Annotated in this window: 15 protein-coding genes; 5 read left to right on the forward strand and 10 right to left on the reverse strand. The window is 70.2% G+C overall.

Going from position 1 to position 18,369, the window contains the following annotated elements:
* Positions 1-139: 139 nt before the first annotated feature.
* The 7 genes from ASF25_RS16710 to ASF25_RS16740 all read right to left on the reverse strand — a co-directional run bounded on the left by ASF25_RS16710 (position 140) and on the right by ASF25_RS16740 (position 8,842).
* Positions 140-1,597: an RluA family pseudouridine synthase gene (locus tag ASF25_RS16710; protein WP_056305994.1), complete on the reverse strand. Its 1,458-nt coding sequence runs from the start codon at positions 1,595-1,597 to the stop codon at positions 140-142.
* Positions 1,598-1,669: 72 nt separating this feature from the next.
* Positions 1,670-2,917 (reverse strand): Hsp70 family protein, encoded by a 1,248-nt coding sequence (locus ASF25_RS16715; RefSeq protein ID WP_056305996.1) that lies wholly within the window; start codon positions 2,915-2,917, stop codon positions 1,670-1,672.
* A gap of 203 nt (positions 2,918-3,120) precedes the next feature.
* Positions 3,121-4,437 carry a replication-associated recombination protein A gene (locus tag ASF25_RS16720; protein WP_056305998.1) on the reverse strand — a complete coding sequence of 439 codons (1,317 nt, stop codon included), beginning with the start codon at positions 4,435-4,437 and terminating at the stop codon, positions 3,121-3,123.
* Between the two features lie 80 nt (positions 4,438-4,517).
* Positions 4,518-6,011, reverse strand: a complete 1,494-nt coding sequence (locus ASF25_RS16725) for a Do family serine endopeptidase (RefSeq protein ID WP_056305999.1) — start codon at positions 6,009-6,011, stop codon at positions 4,518-4,520.
* 114 nt (positions 6,012-6,125) lie between these two features.
* Positions 6,126-6,854 carry a hypothetical protein gene (locus ASF25_RS16730; RefSeq protein ID WP_156369044.1) on the reverse strand — a complete coding sequence of 243 codons (729 nt, stop codon included), beginning with the start codon at positions 6,852-6,854 and terminating at the stop codon, positions 6,126-6,128.
* 235 nt (positions 6,855-7,089) lie between these two features.
* Positions 7,090-7,452: a phasin gene (locus ASF25_RS16735; protein ID WP_056306003.1), complete on the reverse strand. Its 363-nt coding sequence runs from the start codon at positions 7,450-7,452 to the stop codon at positions 7,090-7,092.
* A gap of 142 nt (positions 7,453-7,594) precedes the next feature.
* The gene (locus ASF25_RS16740; protein WP_056306005.1) at positions 7,595-8,842 is read right to left on the reverse strand and encodes a glycosyltransferase; all 1,248 of its coding nucleotides are present in this window, start codon (positions 8,840-8,842) and stop codon (positions 7,595-7,597) included.
* 109 nt (positions 8,843-8,951) lie between these two features.
* On the opposite strand from ASF25_RS16740, the gene ASF25_RS16745 reads away from it, so the two are divergent.
* Both ASF25_RS16745 and ASF25_RS16750 read left to right on the forward strand, forming a co-directional pair.
* A complete protein-coding gene (locus ASF25_RS16745; protein ID WP_056260990.1) occupies positions 8,952-10,265 on the forward strand; it encodes a glycosyltransferase family 4 protein in 1,314 nt (437 codons plus the stop codon).
* A gap of 53 nt (positions 10,266-10,318) precedes the next feature.
* Positions 10,319-10,501, forward strand: coding sequence for a hypothetical protein (locus ASF25_RS16750; RefSeq protein ID WP_056173340.1), 183 nt, complete (start codon positions 10,319-10,321; stop codon positions 10,499-10,501).
* Positions 10,502-10,649: 148 nt separating this feature from the next.
* Here ASF25_RS16750 and ASF25_RS16755 read toward each other — a convergent pair whose 3' ends face one another.
* Together ASF25_RS16755 and ASF25_RS16760 are read right to left on the reverse strand one after the other, a co-directional pair.
* Entirely contained in the window at positions 10,650-12,332 is a 1,683-nt protein-coding gene (locus ASF25_RS16755; RefSeq protein WP_056173337.1) for an acyl-CoA dehydrogenase family protein, read from the reverse strand.
* A 192-nt stretch (positions 12,333-12,524) separates the two neighbouring features.
* Entirely contained in the window at positions 12,525-13,409 is an 885-nt protein-coding gene (locus ASF25_RS16760; RefSeq protein ID WP_056306006.1) for a DMT family transporter, read from the reverse strand.
* A gap of 162 nt (positions 13,410-13,571) precedes the next feature.
* Here ASF25_RS16760 and ASF25_RS16765 point away from each other — a divergent pair, with 162 nt between their 5' ends.
* Together ASF25_RS16765 and ASF25_RS16770 are read left to right on the forward strand one after the other, a co-directional pair.
* Positions 13,572-14,456 carry a YihY/virulence factor BrkB family protein gene (locus ASF25_RS16765; RefSeq protein WP_056173331.1) on the forward strand — a complete coding sequence of 295 codons (885 nt, stop codon included), beginning with the start codon at positions 13,572-13,574 and terminating at the stop codon, positions 14,454-14,456.
* Between the two features lie 148 nt (positions 14,457-14,604).
* The gene (locus ASF25_RS16770; protein WP_056260992.1) at positions 14,605-15,426 is read left to right on the forward strand and encodes a transglutaminase family protein; all 822 of its coding nucleotides are present in this window, start codon (positions 14,605-14,607) and stop codon (positions 15,424-15,426) included.
* Positions 15,427-15,512: 86 nt separating this feature from the next.
* On the opposite strand, the gene ASF25_RS16775 is transcribed toward ASF25_RS16770, so the two are convergent.
* A complete protein-coding gene (locus tag ASF25_RS16775) occupies positions 15,513-17,288 on the reverse strand; it encodes a glucan ABC transporter ATP-binding protein/ permease (protein WP_056260994.1) in 1,776 nt (591 codons plus the stop codon).
* A 280-nt stretch (positions 17,289-17,568) separates the two neighbouring features.
* On the opposite strand from ASF25_RS16775, the gene ASF25_RS16780 reads away from it, so the two are divergent.
* A complete protein-coding gene (locus tag ASF25_RS16780) occupies positions 17,569-18,342 on the forward strand; it encodes a MotA/TolQ/ExbB proton channel family protein (protein WP_056306008.1) in 774 nt (257 codons plus the stop codon).
* Positions 18,343-18,369 lie beyond the last annotated feature (27 nt).

The following is an 18,369-nucleotide window of genomic DNA, read 5'->3' on the forward strand; positions in this document are numbered from 1 at the left end:
CCCGCCGCGGCGCGGCGGAGCCTTCAGGTTGCACGAGAGGATAAGGCATGCGGTCGGATTGCCAAGGTCGCCGCGTGCGGCACCGTCGCCTTGTCCGCCTCCGCGGTGGCCTTCCCGGCCGGATGCCGGTGGCCGTGCCTCAGGCCTCGGGTGCCTCGACGATGGGATCGTAGCGCGACGCGTCGAAGCCGAGGAGGTTCCAGCTTTGGGCCATGTGGGGTGGCAGGGGGGCCGTCACGTCCACGGGCTTGCCCGTGCGCGGATGCGGAATCACGATGCGGCGCGCGAGCAGGTGCAGACGGTTCTGGATGCCGCCGGGCAACTCCCAGTTCTCTATGCTGAAGTATTTCGGATCGCCCACGATGGGATGGCCGATATGCGCCGCGTGCGCGCGCAACTGGTGCGTGCGCCCCGTCACCGGTTTGAGGGACAGCCATGAGAGCTTCTGGGCCGCGTTGTCCACCATGGCGTAGTAGGTCAGCGCGTGCGCCGCCCCGTCGTCGCCGTGCTGGGCCACCCGCATGCGGGCATCCGCGTCGGTGGGCTCCTCCTTGGCGAGGTAGGTCGAGATCCGGCCCTGCGGCACCCGCGGCACCCCGGCGGTGAGGGCCCAGTAGACCTTGCGGGCCGAGCGGGAACGAAAGCTCTTCGCCAGCGTCGCGGCGGCGAGCCGGGTCTTGGCCACGATGAGGCAACCGGCCGTGTCCTTGTCGAGGCGGTGGACCAGACGCGGCTTCTGCCCGTCCGCGCCGGCCAGGGATTCGAGCAGGCCGTCGACGTGCCGCACGGTGCCCGACCCGCCCTGGACCGCGAGGCCGAAGGGCTTGTTGAGGATCATCATCTCGGCATCCTCGTAGAGGATCAGCGAGCGGATGAAGTCCGCATCCGTGGCGTCGCGCTGAGGGCTGCGCGGCCGCTCGCCCACGGCATCGAGCTTGAGGGGCGGCACCCGCACGCTCATGCCGGGCAGGAGCCGGTCGTTGGGCTTGGCGCGACGGCCGTCGACGCGGAGCTCGCCCTTGCGGACGATGCTCTGGACGCGGGTGAAGGGCAGCTGCGGAAACCGCGTGGTGAGGAAGCGGTCGATCCGCATCTCGGCCTCGTCCTCCTCGACCACGAGGGTCTGGACCCCCGACGCCAGGGTGGCGGAGGCGGCGGCGCGCTGCTCGCGCCGGGTCGGGCCTTCGACGGGGGCGGCCGTCTCGGCGCGCGGCGCACGGGCGCGGCGCGGCGCGTCCTCAGGGGTCGCCTCGGGCTTCTGCGGCCGGGGGCTGCGGATGCGGCTCGGCAGCTCCTGCTGATCGCGCTGCTCGGCTTGCAGATCCGGGGCGTCGCCGGGGCGCCAGGGCGCACGCTTGTCGGCCTCGCCGCGCATGGACGCCGCCCGCTGGGCCGCGTCGAGGGCGCTGGTGCGCGGCCCCGTGCGTTCGCGATCGGGGTCCTTGGCGTTGCGGAACGGGCGCTTGCCGCCGAACGCGCTTTTCGCGCCGAACGGGCTCTTGCCGGCGGGGCCGGGTCCGCGCCCGGGGCGCTTGGTCGCTCCGGCCCCGGAGCCCTTGCGTCCGGCGCCGCCGCGTGAAGGTGGTCGTGTGGTCATGCCCCGCTCGTACCACCGGCACCCGCCGGGGCATAGCGCAGGCCGCGCAAGGCCCCGCCGACCAACAGGAAATCAGGCGGTGCGCCGGGCCGCCTCGATGGTGAGACCCGTGCCGACGGAGCCGAAGGTGTCGCCGTCGACGATCCGGGCGTTGGGCACCGCCGCCGTCAGGGCCGCGCGGACATGCGGCAGCCCGGTGGACCCGCCCGTGAGGAACAGGGCGTCGATCCGGTCGGCTGTGAGCCCGGCCTGGGCGAGGCAGCGGCCGATCCGCTCGGCGATGCGCCGGGCGAGTTCGTCGGTGTGGGCGACGAGGCCGGTGCGGTCGATGTCGGCGACGAGCCCGCGCTCGACCCAGTCGAGATCGATGCTGCCGCGGCCCGCATCCGACGTGGCGATCTTGGCGCCCTCGACTTCCATGGCCAACGAATGCCCGCGCTCGGCCTCCACCACCGCGTAGAGCCGGTCGATGAGCTCGGGTCGGCGGGCGTCGCGGCGTACCTCCTCGATCTCCCGCAGGGTCCGGGGATTGTAGAGCCGGTTGATGCTCGACCACGTGGCGAGGTCGTGGAAATAGGCGTTGGGCACGTTGATGTCGCCCCGGCTCATGGGGCTGCCGAGGCCGAGCAGCGGCATCACCGTGCCGAGGCTGAGGCGCCGGTCGAAATCGGTGCCGCCGATGCGCACGCCGTCGTTGGCCAGGATGTCGTCCGCCCGCTCGGTCTTGGCGTGGCGCTCGGGCGACAGGCGCACGATGGAGAAATCCGAGGTGCCGCCGCCGATATCGGCGATGAGGGCGATCTCCTCGGCGCGAACCTGTTGCTCGTAGTCGAGGGCCGCCGCGATGGGCTCGAACTGGAAGGAGACGTGCTTGAAGCCGATGCCCCGGGCGATCTCCCGCAGGGCGTCCTCCGCGCGGGCATCGCCCTCCGGGTCGCCGTCGACGAAGTGGACCGGGCGGCCGTGCACCACCGTGTCGAGGGAGGCGCCGGTGGCGGTCTCGGCCCGACTTTTCACGGCGGCGAGGTAGCGGCCGATGACATCGCGGAACTTGATGCGCTCGCGGCCGACGGGCGTGGTCTCTTCCAGGAGGGACGAGCCGAGCACGGATTTGAGGCTGCGCATGAGGCGCCCCGGCGTGCCCTCGACGTATTCCATCATGGCGGCGCGTCCGACGAAGGCGGTCTGGCCAGGCGGAAAGAAGATCGCGCTCGGGATCGTGACGTGCCGGTCTTCCAGGGGGACCAGGGCGGGCGCCTGCCCGGTGACGAGGCCGAGGGTGGTGTTCGAGGTACCGAAATCGAGGCCGCAGGCCGCCATGGTGGGTCTCCGGCGATGGGTCGGGTGCGCTGGGCCGGCTCCCCTACAGGCTCGACCGTCTCCGGTCCACGGAATTTTGTGCAGCGCGGCGACGCGGCACGCCCCGCCGACGCAGCGGATCGGCCGCCGCGAAGACGCGCGTCGCAGCCACCAGCGCCCCGCCGAACCTGCCGACGCGCCGCCCCGTCGTCCCTCCTCGACCGTCACCCGTCCGCGTCGCGCCGCGCTTGCCGCAGGCGTTCCCAATGGGCGAGGCGATCGGTGTAGCGGCTCTCCATGCCCCGGTCGGTGGGTTCGTAGAAGTGCTGCCGGCCCAGCTTCTCCGGCCAGTAATCCTGGCCCGAGAACGCGTCCGGTTCGTCGTGGTCGTAGCGGTAGCCCTCGCCGTAGCCGATCTTGCGCATCAGCTTGGTCGAGCCGTTGAGGATGGTGCGCGGCGGCGGCAGGGAGCCGTGCTCTTTCGCGACCCGCGTCGCGGCCTTGTAGGCGTTGTAGACCGCGTTCGATTTGGGCGCGCAGGCGAGGTAGGTGGTGACCTGCGCGAGCGCCAGTTCACCCTCCGGGGAGCCCAAGAAATCGAAGGCGTCCTTGGCGGCGGTCGCGACCACGAGGGCCTGCGGGTCGGCGAGCCCGATATCCTCCACCGCCATCCTGACGAGACGGCGCGCGATGAACAGGCGGTCCTCGCCCCCGTCGAGCATCCGGCAGAGGTAGTACAGGGCCGCGTCCGGGTCGGAACCCCGCACGGTCTTATGCAGGGCGCTGATGAGGTTGTAGTGCCCCTCCTGGGACTTGTCGTAGATCGGCGCCCGGCGCTGGATGATGGTCTGCAGCGCCTCGGCGCCGAAGACCTCACCGGGTTTGGCCGAGCGCCAGACCTCCTCCGCCAGGGTCAGGGAGGCGCGCCCGTCGCCGTCAGCCATCCGCACCAGCACGCCGCGCGCCTCCTCGTCCAACGGCAGCGGCCGGCTGGTCAGGGCCTCGGCCCGAACCATCAGCTTGGCGATGGCGGCGTCGTCCAGCGCCCGGAACAGCAGGACGCGGGCGCGCGACAGCAGGGCGGCGTTGAGCTCGAAGGACGGGTTCTCGGTAGTGGCGCCGACGAGGGTGACCGTGCCGTCCTCCATCACCGGCAGGAAGGCATCGAGCTGCGAGCGGTTGAACCGATGGATCTCGTCGACGAACAGCAGGGTCCCCTGCCCCAGGGTCCGCCGCTGACGCGCCGCCTCGAACACCTTCTTGAGGTCGGCGATGCCGGAGAAGATCGCCGAGATCTGCTCGAAATGCAGGCTGGTCTCGTGGGCGAGCAGGCGCGCCACGGTGGTCTTGCCGGTGCCGGGCGGCCCCCAGAACACCAGGGAGCCGAACGACTTGCCCGCGAGCAACCGGGTCAGCGCCCCGTCCGGCCCCGTGAGATGCTCCTGGCCCACCACCTCGGCCAGGGTCTGGGGGCGTAGCCGGTCGGCGAGCGGACGCGGCGCGGCGTTCTGGAGGCCGGCGGAGACGAAGAGATCGGACATGGCCGCATCAAGACGCGGGGGCGCCGGCTTCGCAACCCGGAACGCCGCGCGAACCCCGCCCGCGGGATTCGCGCCGGCTGTTATCCCCCGAACACCGAGGTGAGCACCTCGCCGCCGCGGTTGATCGAGACCTCCCACATGTTCAGGCTGTTGCGGGTGATCCGCTCCAGGTCCTTCGTGGTCGAGATGGGGGCGCCGTTGATGGCGACGATGATGTCGCCCTTCTGAAGTCCGGCGCGGGCCGCGATGGAATTCTCCTCCACCCCCGCCACGGCGACGCCCTCGGCGGGCAGGTCGACCTGGATCTCTTCCGCCACGGCCGGCGAGGTGTTGACCAGGGTGGCGCCGAGGAACGGCGAGCGGGTGCGGACCTTGAGGGTGTCGCGCGGCCGGGTCTCCGGCGCGGGGCCGAGCTTCACCAGCACGTTGGTCCGGCTGGTGCCGCGCAGGATGCCGAACTTCGTGGTGCCGGTGAGCCCCTTCAGGGCGAAACGGTATCCGAAGGCCTCCGGGTCGTCGACGGTCTTGCCGTCGACGCTGAGGATGAGGTCGCCGCGCTTGAGGCCGGCTTCCTCGGCCGGGCTCTTCGGCTGCAGGCTCGCCACCAGGACGCCGGTGGGGTGGTCGAGCCCCATGCTGTCGGCGATGTCCGGGGTCACGCTCTGCACCCGAGCGCCGAGCCAGGGCCGGCGCACGGAGGTGGCCCCGCCCTTGGCGGTCTCCACCACGGCGCGGACCATGCTCGCCGGAATGGCGAAGCCGATGCCGTGGCTGCCGCCCGATTGCGAATAGATGGCGGTGTTGACGCCCACCAGCCGTCCGTTGAGATCGACCAACGCTCCGCCGGAATTGCCCGGATTGATCGCCGCGTCGGTCTGGATGAAGAACTGGTAGTCCGACGAGCCGACCTGGGTGCGGGCGAGCGCCGAGACGATGCCCTGGGTCACCGTCTGGCCGACGCCGAACGGGTTGCCGATGGCCATGACGAAGTCGCCGACCTCGAGGGCTTCCGAATCGCCGAACGGCATCGCCACGAGGCCGCCCGTCGGGCTCTTGATCTTGACCACGGCGAGGTCCGTGCGTGGATCGCGCAGCACGATGGTCGCCTCGAACTCGCGCCGGTCCGCCAGGGCGACACGAACCTCGTTCATGTTCTCGATGACGTGGTTGTTGGTGATGACGAGGCCGGATTCGTCGAGGATCACACCGGATCCGAGGGATTTCTGCGCCCGCTCGCCCGGTGCTCCACCCCGGCCGCGACCGCCGCCGTTCTCCCCGAAGAAGCGCCGCATGAACTCGTCCATCGCGCTGCGGCTGGCCCCCCGCGTCTCGACATGGGAGGCGTAGACGTTGACCACGGACGGCGCGGCCCGCTTCACTACGGGCGCGAACGAGAGATGCACCTGCCCCTTGGATTGCGGGACCGTCTTCTCGGCGCTGTCCGGGCTCGCCTTCTCGGGCGCGGATCTGTCCGGCGCGATCTTGTCCGGCGTCTGCGCCATCTGCGCGACGGCCGGCCCGGTGGCGAGCCAGGTCGCCACGAGGGGAACGAGCAGGGGGTACGAGCGCGGCATCGAGGACTCCCAGGAGCACGAACCGCGTGCCCCCCGTCGGCAACGGGTGATGGGGGGCGAGGCGGCGATCTCGGGTTATCTAGACGGGCCGGGGGCTCGGCGCGAGGGGCCCCGTCAGACCCGGCCGATCCCCGCTGCGAGACGGCCGGCCCGGCGGGCCAGGACGCTGAAGCAGGTCAGCGACGCATCGGCGGCCCGCTGCATCTCGTCCACCTGGATGCGGATGGCGTCGGCCGGCGTCCTGGCGCCGGACAGGCTGTGCCAATGCGCCATGGCGGCGCTGCCCTCGCTCCGCAGGAACGCCAGGATCGTCGCGTTCGCCTGCGTGATCTCGCCGATCATGTCGAAGGAGGCCTCGGTCGGACGGGTGAGCGCGGGTTGGGCCATGGCCACGGCCTGCCCGACCGATGCGGTTTCCATCACCGCGACGGGGAGCGTCGCCACCGCCGGAGCGGTCTCGGGCGCGACGTCCGGAATGGTGACGGTATCCGGGGCGGCCTCGAGGGCTTCGGGCGGCTGCATGACGGCGGCCGGCTCGGTCGCGTCGTCGGCGGGCTCCGCGGGCACGGCCGCCTCCGCCGGCTCGGCCTCGGCCGGTCGATCGGACACGGGCTGCCCCGCCGCAGCTTCGAGGGCGTCGGCGGAGACCGTCTCCAATAGGGCGTCGTGGACCGACGGCACGTGAGCCTCGGTGCAGAGGGCGGACGCCTCCGCGGACTCCGGCGCGATCTCGGGCTCGGAGAGCGTCTCGGGGAGACGGGATTCCACGACCATTTGAGCTTCCTCCGGATTGCGCCGCACCGCGCTCGACCGCGCGGGCGGCCCCTTACGCCGTTTCACCATGGTCATGTCTCCTCGAGCCGTTCGGACGCATCCTACCCGAATCGGAGCACTCCGCCGAAATCCCGTCCTCGCGCCGCTGGCGGAGGGGACGGGCCTCAATGGAATGCGCCGAAGGGGTGAAGCGATCCGTTCCGGAGCCGTGCCCGAATCGGTCGGATCACACCTCCGGCGCTTGTTTCATCCGACCGTCCCGCGGCGCGCCGATACGGGCGGCGCCGTCGGGGTAGGGAGCGGATCAGGCCAACGGGCGCAGGGTGTTCTGCGCGAGGGCGCCGAGATCCTTGGCCTGGTTCTGCAGGCTGGCGATCTGGCTGCGCAGGAACTCGGACTGCAGCTCGAAGGCCTCGCGCAGGTCGCGGGTCCGCACCAGCTTCTGGGCGAAGTCGAACGTCGCGGTGGCGTTCTCCTGGGCGTGGTCGAAGCTCTTGGCGAGGGCGGTCTGCATCGACTCCTGCACGGTCTTCGACTGGGTCTGAAGCTGTTCGGAGGTCTTGATCGCAGTTCCGATGAGGTTGCCGACGGCGCTGCGGGCCTGATCGACGCTCTTCTCGGCGAAGGCGCGCATCTCGGTCGGGATCTCGAAGGTCTGGCCGGTCATGGCGTATCTCTCTCTTGCGGGAGCGCGCTCCAAAACGTCGCGCCGCGAAGGCTTTATGTTGCAGTGCAACATAGACGTCAAGATCGTCGCGGAAGGAAAATGCCGGCCGTCGGAAATCGTTCGCCCGACCGCAGGACGCGCGTCAGGCGGCCCGTCCCTTGCCCGACTGTCCCGCCACGGCCCTCGCCGCGATGACGCGTCCATAGACGGCCTCGAGCGACGCGGCGTGGGCGGCCGGAGTCGTCGGTGTCGCCCAGTACCGCTCGCTCGCCGCACGCCCGAGGCGGCGCAGCCCCGAATCCTCGGACAGGCGCCGCATGGCCCCCGCCAGAGCCTCGATCTCGGGTTCCACGGTGAAGCCGGTGACGCCGTCGACGATCCGCTCGGCAGCACCCGCCCGAACCGAGGCGATCACCGGAATGCCGTGGGCCAGGGCCTCGTAGACCGTGAGCGGACCGGTCTCGTACCAGCGCGACGGCGCCACGAGGGCCCGGGCCCGGGCCCGCACCGTCTCCCAGACCGCCTCGGGGCTGCGCCAGCCCAGGATCTCGACGTGGGGATGGGCGCCGAGTTCGGCTTCCAGGGGGCCGGCGCCGATGAAGACGGCCGGCAGGCCGGCACGGGCGGCCGCCGCGGCCACGAGGTCGGCCCCCTTCTCCCGGGTGAGGCGGCCGACATACACCACGGCGTCGCCCTGCGCCGGATCGGCGGGCTCGGTGCGCGCCACCCGCACGGGATTGTCGACGCGGTGGTGGGTCAGGTCGAGATGGCCGAGGAGGCGGCCCATCCGCGCGACGCTGGCGTCGCAGACATGGATCACGTCGAGGGCATGCCCCCGCAGGACGGTGCGCAGAACGGCGTTGCGCCCGACCCGGACGAGCTTGTGCAGGCGGCTCCGGCCGTCGCAGGGGGCGGCGAGGCACCCCGTCGACAGGGGGGTGAGCGCGCAGGGCGCGGCGCGGTCGAACCGGTAGTAGACCCCGTTCGGGCAGGCCATGAAGTAATCGTGCAGGGTGACGACCACGGGCACGCCGCGGGCGAACAGCGGCGGAAACACGCTCGGCGACAGGCTGCGGGTCCATTGGTGCAGGTGCACGAGGTCCGGCCGCACCGGCAGGGCGTCGAGGGCGGCACCGAGGCGGGCGGCCGACGGCCCGTCCCAGATGCCCGAGACGGCGGCCCGGTGCGCCGGTCTGTCCCAGATGTCGCGATTGTGCAGGGTCAGGCGGGTGATGCCCGGATGGTCGAGGAGCGCGTCGGCCGGCCCGTCGATGGCCTGAAGATAGGTGACGCTGTGTCCGGCCTCGGCGAGGCCGCGGGCGGATTCCACCGCCACCTTCTCGGCGCCTCCGCTCGCCACGGCGAATTCGGCCAATATCGCGATGTGCATGGCGTCGGCCGAGTCCCCGGGGCGAGCACGCCCGGACCTCGGTTTACCGGAGATCAACGCACGAGCGGTAAACGTTGCCGACGCATCATCTTCGACGGAAACGCCCGCCATGCACGTCGTTCTCGTCGTCGATCACGCCTTCATCAATGGCGGGCAGGCCAAGGTGGCCCTCGATGCGGGGCTCGGCCTACGGGCACGGGGACACGAGGTGACGGTGTTCGCCGCCGTCGGTCCGGCCGATCCACGCCTGGAGGCCGCCGGCATCCGGGTGGTCTGTCTCGGCCAGGACGACATCGCCTCCACTCGCAACAAGCTCGCGTTCGCCGTGCAGGCGATCTGGAACGCAAAGGCCGCGCAGCGCCTGTCCGAGGTCCTGGCGGGGCTCGACCCGCGCGAGACGGTGGTCCACGTCCACGCCTTCGCCAAGGCCCTGTCGCCCTCCATCGGGGTGAGCCTGCGGGCCTCCGGCCTGCCGCTACTCTACACCATGCACGAGTTCTTCCTCGTCTGCCCCAATGGCGGCTTCTACGAGTACCCGGCGCAGAGCATCTGCCACCGCACGCCGATGTCGCGGGACTGCCTGACGACGAACTGCGATGCGCGGAGCTATCCCCGCAAGCTCCTGCGGGTGGTGCGTCATGCCGCCCTCGACCACGTCGCCGGGATGCGGCGGCTGTTCCCCCACATCGTCACCATCAGCGCCCTGCAGGAAGCGGTGATCCGGCCGCACCTGCCGGCCACGACCCTGTTTCATCGGGTCGACAACCCGATCGCCGTCGCGAAGGCAGCGCCGCGTTCCGAACCGCCGGGGGATTTCCTGTTCGTCGGGCGCATCTCCACGGAGAAGGGCGCGCCGGTCTTCGCCGAAGCCGCGCGCCGCGCCGGGGTGCGCCCGGTCTTCGTCGGCGACGGTCCCGCCGCCGCGGATCTCGCGGCGCGCTACCCCGAGGCACGGATGCTCGGGTGGAAGGACGAGGCCGCCGTGCACGCCCTGATGCGCGAGGCCCGCGCCCTCGTTTTCCCGAGCGTCTGGTACGAGGGCCAGCCGCTGACAGTCTACGAAGCCCTGGCCTGCGGCGCGCCCGTCATCGTCAGCGATGCCTGCGCCGGTCGCGAGGCGGTGGAGGACGGCGAGACCGGATTCTGGTTCCGCTCCGGCGATGCCGAGGCCCTGGCCGCCCATCTCGTCCGGTTGAAGGACGACGCCTGCGCCGCGCGGATGAGCCGGGCCGCCCACGGGCGCTACTGGGCCGCCCCCCTCACCCTCGACGCCCATCTCGACCGGGTGAGCGAAGTCTACGAGACCGTTCTGCGCGAAGCCGCATCCCGGGTGCCGGTGCCCGGACGTCGGGGCAGTGCCGCCGTGGCTGCCCTGCCCCGCCGTGGCTCGGCGGTGGATACGGGGGCGGGTCACCCGCGTTGATCCCGCGAGGTTCGCCCGATGCGGCGGACCACGGGAATCGGAGAAACGCCGCCATGGCCGAGGACACCAAGTCACCGGAGACCGACACGATCTCCACCACGGGCCAACCCGCGCCGAAGGGGTCCGACAAGAGCCGGCCCGAGAACCAGCAGGGTGAACTCAGCGAACGCCTCGACGAGGCCCTGGAAGAGACTTTTCCGTCGAGCGATCCGGTCTCGGTGAAGATCACCAAGTAGCACCTTCCCGGGCAAGCGGCGCTTTCCCAGGCAAAAGTGGCGCCTTCGCGGAGCCGAAACGAAGAACGCCGGGGCCATGGGCTCCGGCGTTCTTCGTTCGGCGGCTCGACCGTGCCGCTCCGCGAACGGAGCGATACGGGTGTCGGGATCAGGCGGCTTCGAGCAGCCGGCGGGCGATGACCTGGGCCTGGATCTCGGCCGCGCCCTCGAAGATCGAGAGGATGCGGGCGTCGCAGAGCACGCGGCTGACCGCGTATTCCAGCGCGAAGCCGTTGCCGCCGTGGATCTGCAGGGCGTTGTCGGCCGCCGCCCAGGCGACGCGGGCGCCCAGCAGCTTGGCCATGCCGGCCTCGAGATCGCAGCGCTTGCCCTCGTCCTTCTCGCGGGCCGAGAAGTAGGTGAGCTGACGGGCGATGTTGATCTCCACCGCCATCATGGCGATCTTGTCGGCGACGCGCGGGAAGTTGATCAGGGCCTTGCCGAACTGCACCCGGTCCTCGGCGTAGCGCAGGCCGAGGTCGAGGGCGTTCTGCGCCACACCGATGGCGCGGGCGGCGGTCTGGATGCGGGCCGACTCGAAGGTCTGCATGAGCTGGGTGAAGCCCTTGCCCTCGACTTCGCCGAGAAGGTTGGCGCCCGGCACCTCGAAATTGTCGAAGGCGAGCTCGTACTCCTTCATGCCGCGGTAGCCGAGCACGTGGATCTCGCCGCCGGACAGGCCCGCGACGGGGAAAGGCTCGGCGTCGGTGCCGCGCGGCTTCTCGGCGATGAGGAGCGACAGGCCCTTGTGGCCCTTCTCCTCGGGCTTGGTGCGCACGAGACAGGTCATGATGTCGGCGCGCACGGGGTGGGTGATCCAGGTCTTGTTGCCCGAGATCTTCCAGACGTCGCCGTCCTTGACCGCCTTGGTGCGGAGCGAGGCCAGGTCCGAGCCGGTGTTCGGCTCGGTGAACACGGCGGTGGGGAGCGTGTCGCCGGACGCGATGCCGGGCAGGAAGCGGTGCTTCTGCTCCTCGGTGCCGCCGCACAGGATGAGTTCGGCGGCGATCTCCGAGCGGGTTCCGAGGGAGCCGACGCCGATATAGGCGCGCGACAGCTCCTCGGAGACCACGCACATGGAGATCTTGGGCAGGCCCATGCCGCCGTACTCTTCCGGAATCGTCAGGCCGAAGACGCCGAGCTCGGCCATCTTCGTCACGATCTCCATGGGGATGTAGGCGTTCTCGCTGTGCCACGCGTGGGCGTGCGGCACGACCTCGGCCAAGCCGAAGCGGCGCATCTCGGAGCGGATCGCCTCCATATCCTCGTCGAGGCCGGACTTGCCGATGGTGGCCGAGCCGCCGTTGTCGCGAATGCGGGCGACGAGCGCCGCACGGTTCTCGGCCGTGTTGCCGTCGGCGATGAGGGCCTCGACGGCGTCGTTGCGGAACTGGGCGACTTCACGGGCGCCGAGGCCGAGGGACCCCGTCGGGCGCACCATTTCGCCCTGGCTCATGGGAATGCCGGAGAACATCTGGTCGAGGTATTCGCCGAGCCCGATCCTGACGAGGAGCGCCTCTGTCTCGCCGAACTCGCCCGACTCCGTCAGGCGGGCGGCGTAGGCACCGAGTTCGCGCACGCCCTCGGCGTAGGTGGCGATCCAGGCGAGCCCGTGGGTGGCGTGCTGCTCGAGCTCCATCTTCTCCGCCGAGATCTTACCCTCGGGCGAGAGCACGCGGGTGCGGACCCGGCGGGTGGCCTCGGCGACGAGCGCCTTGGCCGCCTCGGCGGCCTCGCGGGCGAGGGTCAGCAGATCCTGCGGTTCGGAGGTCGTGACGGGAGAAGCGGACATGCGGCAACTCTTTCCAGAAAAGAGGATGGGTTGCCGCTCATTATAGGCAGGTTCGGCGGGTCTGTAGAGGCGTCTCGCCGCAGAGTGGCACTTTCCCGCTTGAATTCATTATTTTACGAGAGAAGAATCCCTCTTGTCCTTCGCGCGCGGCAGGTTCGCTAATTTAATTGCCGGTCGCATCAAAGAAAAACATCAGCCGCGGCTCGCCAGGGCGACCCCGGCGGCGGCGAGCGCCATGCCGGCGAGCTGCACCGGCGCGAGGGATTCGCCGAACAGGCAGTAGGCCATCAGGGCCGAGACCGGGGGGACGAGGAACAGCAGGGAGGCGACGCCCGCCACCGCCCCGCGCCGGATCAAGAGCAGAAGCAGCAGGATCCCCGCCACGGAATTGACGAGGACCGACCAGGCGAGGCCGAACCAGGCCGGAAGGGTGGCGTCGAACCGGCCGGTCCCGACGAGAAGCGCCACGGGGATCGCCAGGGCGGCGGCACCAACGAACTGGATCGCGGCGTTGGACAGGAGGTCGGCGGACCCGCCCCGGCTCTTCTGCCACAGGGTCCCGCCGGTCATGGCGACCATGGCGGCGAGACAGGCGGCGAGCGCCGGCACCGGAATGCCCGAGGTGCCGCTTGCCCCGACCTTGGGGGCGAGCACCAGGGCGGCGCCGGCAAAGCCCAATCCAATGCCGGACCAGCGCCGCGGGCTCACCCGCTCGCCCAGTACCGGCCCGGCGAGGAGCGCCGTAAGAAGGGGCTGGAGGCTGCCGACGAGGGCGGCGATGCCGGCCGGCAGGCCGTTCTGCACCGACCAGAATACCCCGATGACGTAGATGCCCTGCATCAGGATGCCGGCCACGAGGGCGTCGGCCCAGCCCCGGCGCCCGCGCGGCCAGCGCGCGCCGAGCATCGCGGCGAGGACCGCCAGGACGCCGGCGACGCAGACGACGCGCAGGGCCACGAAGGTCACGGCATCGGCATGGGGCGCCACGAAGCGCGCGGCGACGAAGCCCGTCGCCCAGATGAGCACGAAGACGGCCGGCACGGTGGCCGTGGATCCGGGGGAGGATGGGCTGGTCATGCTGGTGGCGCAGGCACCACAGTGCGGCCTGGAACACAAGGCACGCCGGATCGATGCACCCCCCAAACGCCCCTTGCGCGTTGCGCCGGACCCCGGCGTCGCGTTTAGAGGACGGCCGATCCGTCGACCGACGACGCATCAGCAGAGGACAAGCCCGCCCCCGTGAGCCGCCTGACGAAGCCCCTCGAGATCGGAAGCGTCGCCGCCCGGCGCTTCATCGCCCATGACGGCTGGGCCATCGCCAGCCACATCGCCCTCTCGATCCTCATCGCGCTGTTCCCGTTCCTCATCCTGCTGGCCGCGCTGGCCGGCCTGTTCGGCACCAAGTCGCTTGCCGATGAAGCCGGGGTGCTGATCTTCGACGCCTGGCCGCGCGAGATCGCCAAGCCCGTGGTCAACGAGATGCACCGGGTGCTCACCGAGCAGCGCGGCGGCGTTCTCACCGTCGGTGCCGTGCTGGCCCTGTACTTCTCCTCGGCCGGGGTCGAGAGCCTGCGGGTCGGGCTCAATCGCGCGTACGGCCTGCGCGAGCAGCGGCCGTGGTGGCTCACGCGGCTGGAATCCATCGCCTACGTGATCTGCGGCGCCCTCGCGATGCTGGCCTTCGCCCTGCTGGTGGTTCTCGGACCCCTGATCTGGCGCAACGTCATCAACGTCGCCCCCGGCCTCGAGCCCCTGAGCCTGACGGTGGCCATCGGGCGCATTGGCATCACGGCCTTCCTGCTCGTGAGCGTCCTCGTCATCGCCCACAAATTCATCGCCACCGGGCGGCGCTCGTTCCTCGCCGTGATTCCGGGTGTCGCCGTGACCCTGCTGCTGTGGTTCCTCGCCGGCCTCGGTTTCGGCTACTATCTCGACCGGTTCTCCAACGCCTACGTCTCGACCTACGGGAGTCTGGCCACCGCCATGGTGGCCCTGGTGTTCCTGTACTGGCTCGCCGCGATGTTCCTGTTCGGCGGCGAGATCAATGGCACCGTCATTGCAGCGCGGCGCGTGCGGCTCCAGGCGCGGATGCGGGAGAAGCAGGCTCGGGCCCACGGTCTCTAGGGGTTCACCCGGCTTCGACGACCCGGACGCTTCATCTGCGCACAGGGGACGCAATGACATGCGCGTGTGACATGCGCGGCCTATTCCCTCCCACCAGGGCCGGGCATAGGGCGGAGGTCGGCGCGGCGGCCGGCCGGAGAGGGTTTCCATGCGGATCAGGTTCGGTTGCGAGATGGGCTACGAGTTTTCCCATCCGACCCCGCTGATCGCCCGTCTCAACACCTATCCGGTCAAGGGGCTCGCGGCCGTCCCGCCCGACGTGCTGCAGCTCGATCCGCCGGTGCCGACCAGGACCTTTCGCGATGCCTTCGGCAATCGCACCGTGCGCTTCCTCGCCCCGGCGGGCTCCATCACCCTCAGCGTTCACGCCGAGATCCCCGACGACGGCGCCCTCGACGCGATTGTGCCCGACGCCGTGGAGCACCCCGTCGAGCAGTTGCCCGAGGAGGCCCTGCCCTTCCTCGTCGCGAGCCGGTACTGCGAATCCGACCTGCTGTCCGACGAGGCCTGGGACCGGTTCGGGCACCTCGAACCCGGCTGGGCGCGGGTGCAGGCGGTGTGCGACTTCGTCCACCACCACATCACCTTCGGGTACGCCTTCTCGCATGTGGACCGTACGGCGGTGGACGCCATGGCGGGCGGGCGCGGCGTGTGCCGGGATTACGCGCACCTGTTCGTCGCGTTGTGCCGGGCCCTGAACGTTCCGACGCGCTACTGCACCGGCTATCTCAGTTTCATCGGCGAGCCCGAGCCGCACGGGCCGGGGGATTTCGCCGCCTGGACGGAATGCTATCTCGGCGGCGCCTGGCACGTGTTCGATCCGCGCAACAACGCCCCGCGCCGGGGCCGCATCCTCGTCGCCCGCGGGCGTGACGCGGCGGACGTACCCCTCACACACACCTTCGGCGGCAACCGCCTGACCAAGTTCCGGGTGTGGGCGGAGGATGCGGCGACGCCGCATCGGGAATAGCGCGCCCGGCGCGCAGCGCCACCGCGACTCAGCCGAGCGCCCTCCCCGATCCCGGCCGAGCCGGAGATCGGGGAGGGCCTTTTCGTTCAGGCCGCGAGCTGCATCGCGACAGGCTCTTCCGCCGCCATGAACTGGGCTCGGGCCAGATCGGCGAAGCGGCCGTTCTGCTCCACGAGGCTGTCGAACGTGCCAGACTCGACGATCCGGCCCTCGTGGAAGACGAGGATGCGGTCGGCGTTGCGGATGGTCGCGAGGCGGTGGGCGATGACGAAGGTGGTGCGGCCCTCCATCACGGCTTCGAGGGCGCCCTGGAGCTTGCGCTCGGTGGTGGCGTCGAGGGCCGAGGTTGCCTCGTCGAGGATCAGAACCGGCGGATTCTTGAGCAGGGCGCGGGCGATCGACAGGCGCTGGCGCTCGCCGCCGGAGAGCGAGCGGCCGCGCTCGCCGATGACCGTGTCGAGGCCGTCGGCCTGACGGGCCATGAATTCGGTGGCCTGGGCCCGCTCGAGGGCGTCGATCATCTCGGCATCCGTCGCGTCCGGCCGGCCGACGAGGAGGTTCTCGCGGATCGAGCGGGCGAACAGCATCGGCTCCTGGAACACCACGCCGATGTTGTGGCGCAGGGAGGACAGGCCGATGTCGCGGATGTCGGTGCCGTCGATGCGGATGGCGCCGTGGTCGGGGTCGAAGGCGCGGTGCAGCAGGCCGAGGGTCGTGGACTTGCCCGAACCCGTGGTGCCGACGAGCGCGATGGTCTCGCCGGCCTGCGCTGTGAACGACACGTCCTCCAGGGCCTTGCGGCGGGAATTGTAGGAGAAGCCGACGGCGTCGAACGAGACGGCGCCGTCGAAGCGGGCGACCTGAGCCGCACCGGGACGGTCGTGCACCGCCGGGGTGGTGTCGAGGATCTCGAAATACTCGGCGATCTTAGGCATCTGCTGGAACAGGCCGTTGATGCAGGTGGCGACCTGATCGAGGCGCGAGACCAGCATCGTGGCCAGACTCATGAAGGCGACGACCTCGCCGACGGTGGCCTGGCCGTGCTGGTGCAGGGCGATGCCGGTGATGAAGATGGCCGTCATGGTCAGGGTCGCGGAGGCGCGGGTGGCGACGTTGGCGAGCGCCCACCAGGACAGGACCGGGATCTGGGCCGCGAGCAGGTTGCGGATGATGTCGTGCATGGCGTCCTTCTCCGCCTTGGCGCGGGTGAAGGACTGGATGACGGCGACGTTGCCGAGCGCGTCCGAGGCGTGCTCGGCGAGGCCCGACTGATATTCCTCGACCCGGCCCTGCAGGGTCTCGGTGCGGCGCATGACCAGGGTGGTGAGCACCGTAAAGGCCAGCACCAGCACGACGAGGATCGAGCCGAGCTGCCAGTTCACGAACAGGGTCATGGGCAGGAGGACGGCGAGCGACACGAAGGCGACGAAATGGTCGCGGAAGAAGCCGAGCCACAGCCAGAACATGCCGTTCGAGCCTTCCAGCATCGCCTTGAGGACGCGGCCGGAATGGTTCGAGGAATGGAAGGCGAGCGGCAGTTCGAGGACGTGCTCGAAATAGTTCGCCATGGACGACAGGCGGTTGCGGTGGGCCAGCCGGTCGGCGTGGAGCGCGATGGTCACGCCTGCCGCGATGGTGAACAGTCCGAAGGCCACCCAGGCGCCGATGAGGGGCGCCAGGGTCGCGAAGGCGTTGGACTTGGCGTTCAGGTGGGTGAGCTGGTCGATGATCCGGCCCATGAGCAGGGGCTCGGCGAAGGCCGCGACGGCGAGGGCGACGTTCGCCGTCGCCAGAACCACCGCCAGGCGCTTGTCGGCCCCGAGGAGGCCCATGACGCGGGCATAGAGACGAATCAACGACATGATACCGTTCGCTCCGAGTGCCGATCCTGGCGCGGCCCGCATGGGGTTGGATGCGCCGTGACGCGTCGCCGGTCCGGTCTCCGCCCGCCGCGTGCGGGGTCGGCCAAATCCTTGACGTGACGCGCTTATGGCGTTCGCTCCCTGAACGGCGAATGACACGATCGGCCAAGCCGCGCGAGGTCTTTTACGGTTCGTTCACGCTGAATCCGCCAACGTGGGGACGGCGCCTCGTCCCGGGGCGCTCTCGCGGCCCCCGACGGCCGCCGAAGGCTCGGTGATCATGGACCTCGCAACCGGTATCGGGCTCATCGGCGGCTTCCTCACCGTCTTTGTCCTGATCATGATCGATGGCGGCAATTTCGCCGCCTATTTCGATAAGCACGCGGTCATCGTGATCTTCGGCGGCGCCACCGCCGCGACCATGATGCGTTTTCCGTTCTCGACCATGATGCACGGCCTGCCCATGGGCCTGCGCTACGCGTTCTCCATGCGGGCCATCAAGCCGCGCGAACTCATCGAGGAGATCACCCGGATCGCCGACGTGGTGCGCAAATCCGGCCCGATGGCCCTCGAAAGCATGGAGATTTCCGACCCGTTCCTCGCCCAGGGCGCGCGCTACATCGCCGACGGCTACGACCGGGACTTCATCCGCGACACCATGGAGCGGGACCGCGACAACTTCCTCATGCACCTCGACGAGGGCTCGAAGATCTACCGCGCCTTCGGGGATTGCGCGCCGGCCTGGGGCATGATCGGCACCATCCTCGGGATGGTCACCATGTTCGCCAACATGTCGGACCCGTCGAAGCTCGGTCCCGCCATGGCGACGGCCCTGCTCGCCACTCTGTACGGCGCACTCCTCGCCAATATGGTCACTCTTCCGCTCGCCGACAAACTCCACGTCAAGCTGGAGGAGGAGGACGTCTCGCGCTCGCTCATCATCGACGGCATCCTGCTCATCCGCGATTCCAAGAGCTCCTCGCTCGTGCGCGAAATGCTGATCGCATACCTGCCGCACAATCACCGCGACGACGTCGGGGCCGAGGCGGCCTGACGGGCGCGGCCGGTCCGACGGGCGAGA

The organism is Methylobacterium sp. Leaf100, assembly GCF_001422845.1.
Lineage (GTDB): Bacteria > Pseudomonadota > Alphaproteobacteria > Rhizobiales > Beijerinckiaceae > Methylobacterium.

What these genes read in the sequence shown, in the direction of transcription:
- ASF25_RS16710 (WP_056305994.1), bottom strand. Translation starts at nt 1,597, where the DNA reads ATGACCACACGACCACCTTCACGCGGCGGCGCCGGACGCAAGGGCTCC.
- ASF25_RS16740 (WP_056306005.1), bottom strand. Translation starts at nt 8,842, where the DNA reads ATGCACATCGCGATATTGGCCGAATTCGCCGTGGCGAGCGGAGGCGCC.
- ASF25_RS16715 (WP_056305996.1), bottom strand. Translation starts at nt 2,917, where the DNA reads ATGGCGGCCTGCGGCCTCGATTTCGGTACCTCGAACACCACCCTCGGC.
- ASF25_RS16745 (WP_056260990.1), top strand. Translation starts at nt 8,952, where the DNA reads ATGCACGTCGTTCTCGTCGTCGATCACGCCTTCATCAATGGCGGGCAG.
- ASF25_RS16720 (WP_056305998.1), bottom strand. Translation starts at nt 4,437, where the DNA reads ATGTCCGATCTCTTCGTCTCCGCCGGCCTCCAGAACGCCGCGCCGCGT.
- ASF25_RS16725 (WP_056305999.1), bottom strand. Translation starts at nt 6,011, where the DNA reads ATGCCGCGCTCGTACCCCCTGCTCGTTCCCCTCGTGGCGACCTGGCTC.
- ASF25_RS16755 (WP_056173337.1), bottom strand. Translation starts at nt 12,332, where the DNA reads ATGTCCGCTTCTCCCGTCACGACCTCCGAACCGCAGGATCTGCTGACC.
- ASF25_RS16770 (WP_056260992.1), top strand. Translation starts at nt 14,605, where the DNA reads ATGCGGATCAGGTTCGGTTGCGAGATGGGCTACGAGTTTTCCCATCCG.
- ASF25_RS16750 (WP_056173340.1), top strand. Translation starts at nt 10,319, where the DNA reads ATGGCCGAGGACACCAAGTCACCGGAGACCGACACGATCTCCACCACG.
- ASF25_RS16730 (WP_156369044.1), bottom strand. Translation starts at nt 6,854, where the DNA reads ATGGTGAAACGGCGTAAGGGGCCGCCCGCGCGGTCGAGCGCGGTGCGG.
- ASF25_RS16760 (WP_056306006.1), bottom strand. Translation starts at nt 13,409, where the DNA reads ATGACCAGCCCATCCTCCCCCGGATCCACGGCCACCGTGCCGGCCGTC.
- ASF25_RS16780 (WP_056306008.1), top strand. Translation starts at nt 17,569, where the DNA reads ATGGACCTCGCAACCGGTATCGGGCTCATCGGCGGCTTCCTCACCGTC.
- ASF25_RS16735 (WP_056306003.1), bottom strand. Translation starts at nt 7,452, where the DNA reads ATGACCGGCCAGACCTTCGAGATCCCGACCGAGATGCGCGCCTTCGCC.
- ASF25_RS16775 (WP_056260994.1), bottom strand. Translation starts at nt 17,288, where the DNA reads ATGTCGTTGATTCGTCTCTATGCCCGCGTCATGGGCCTCCTCGGGGCC.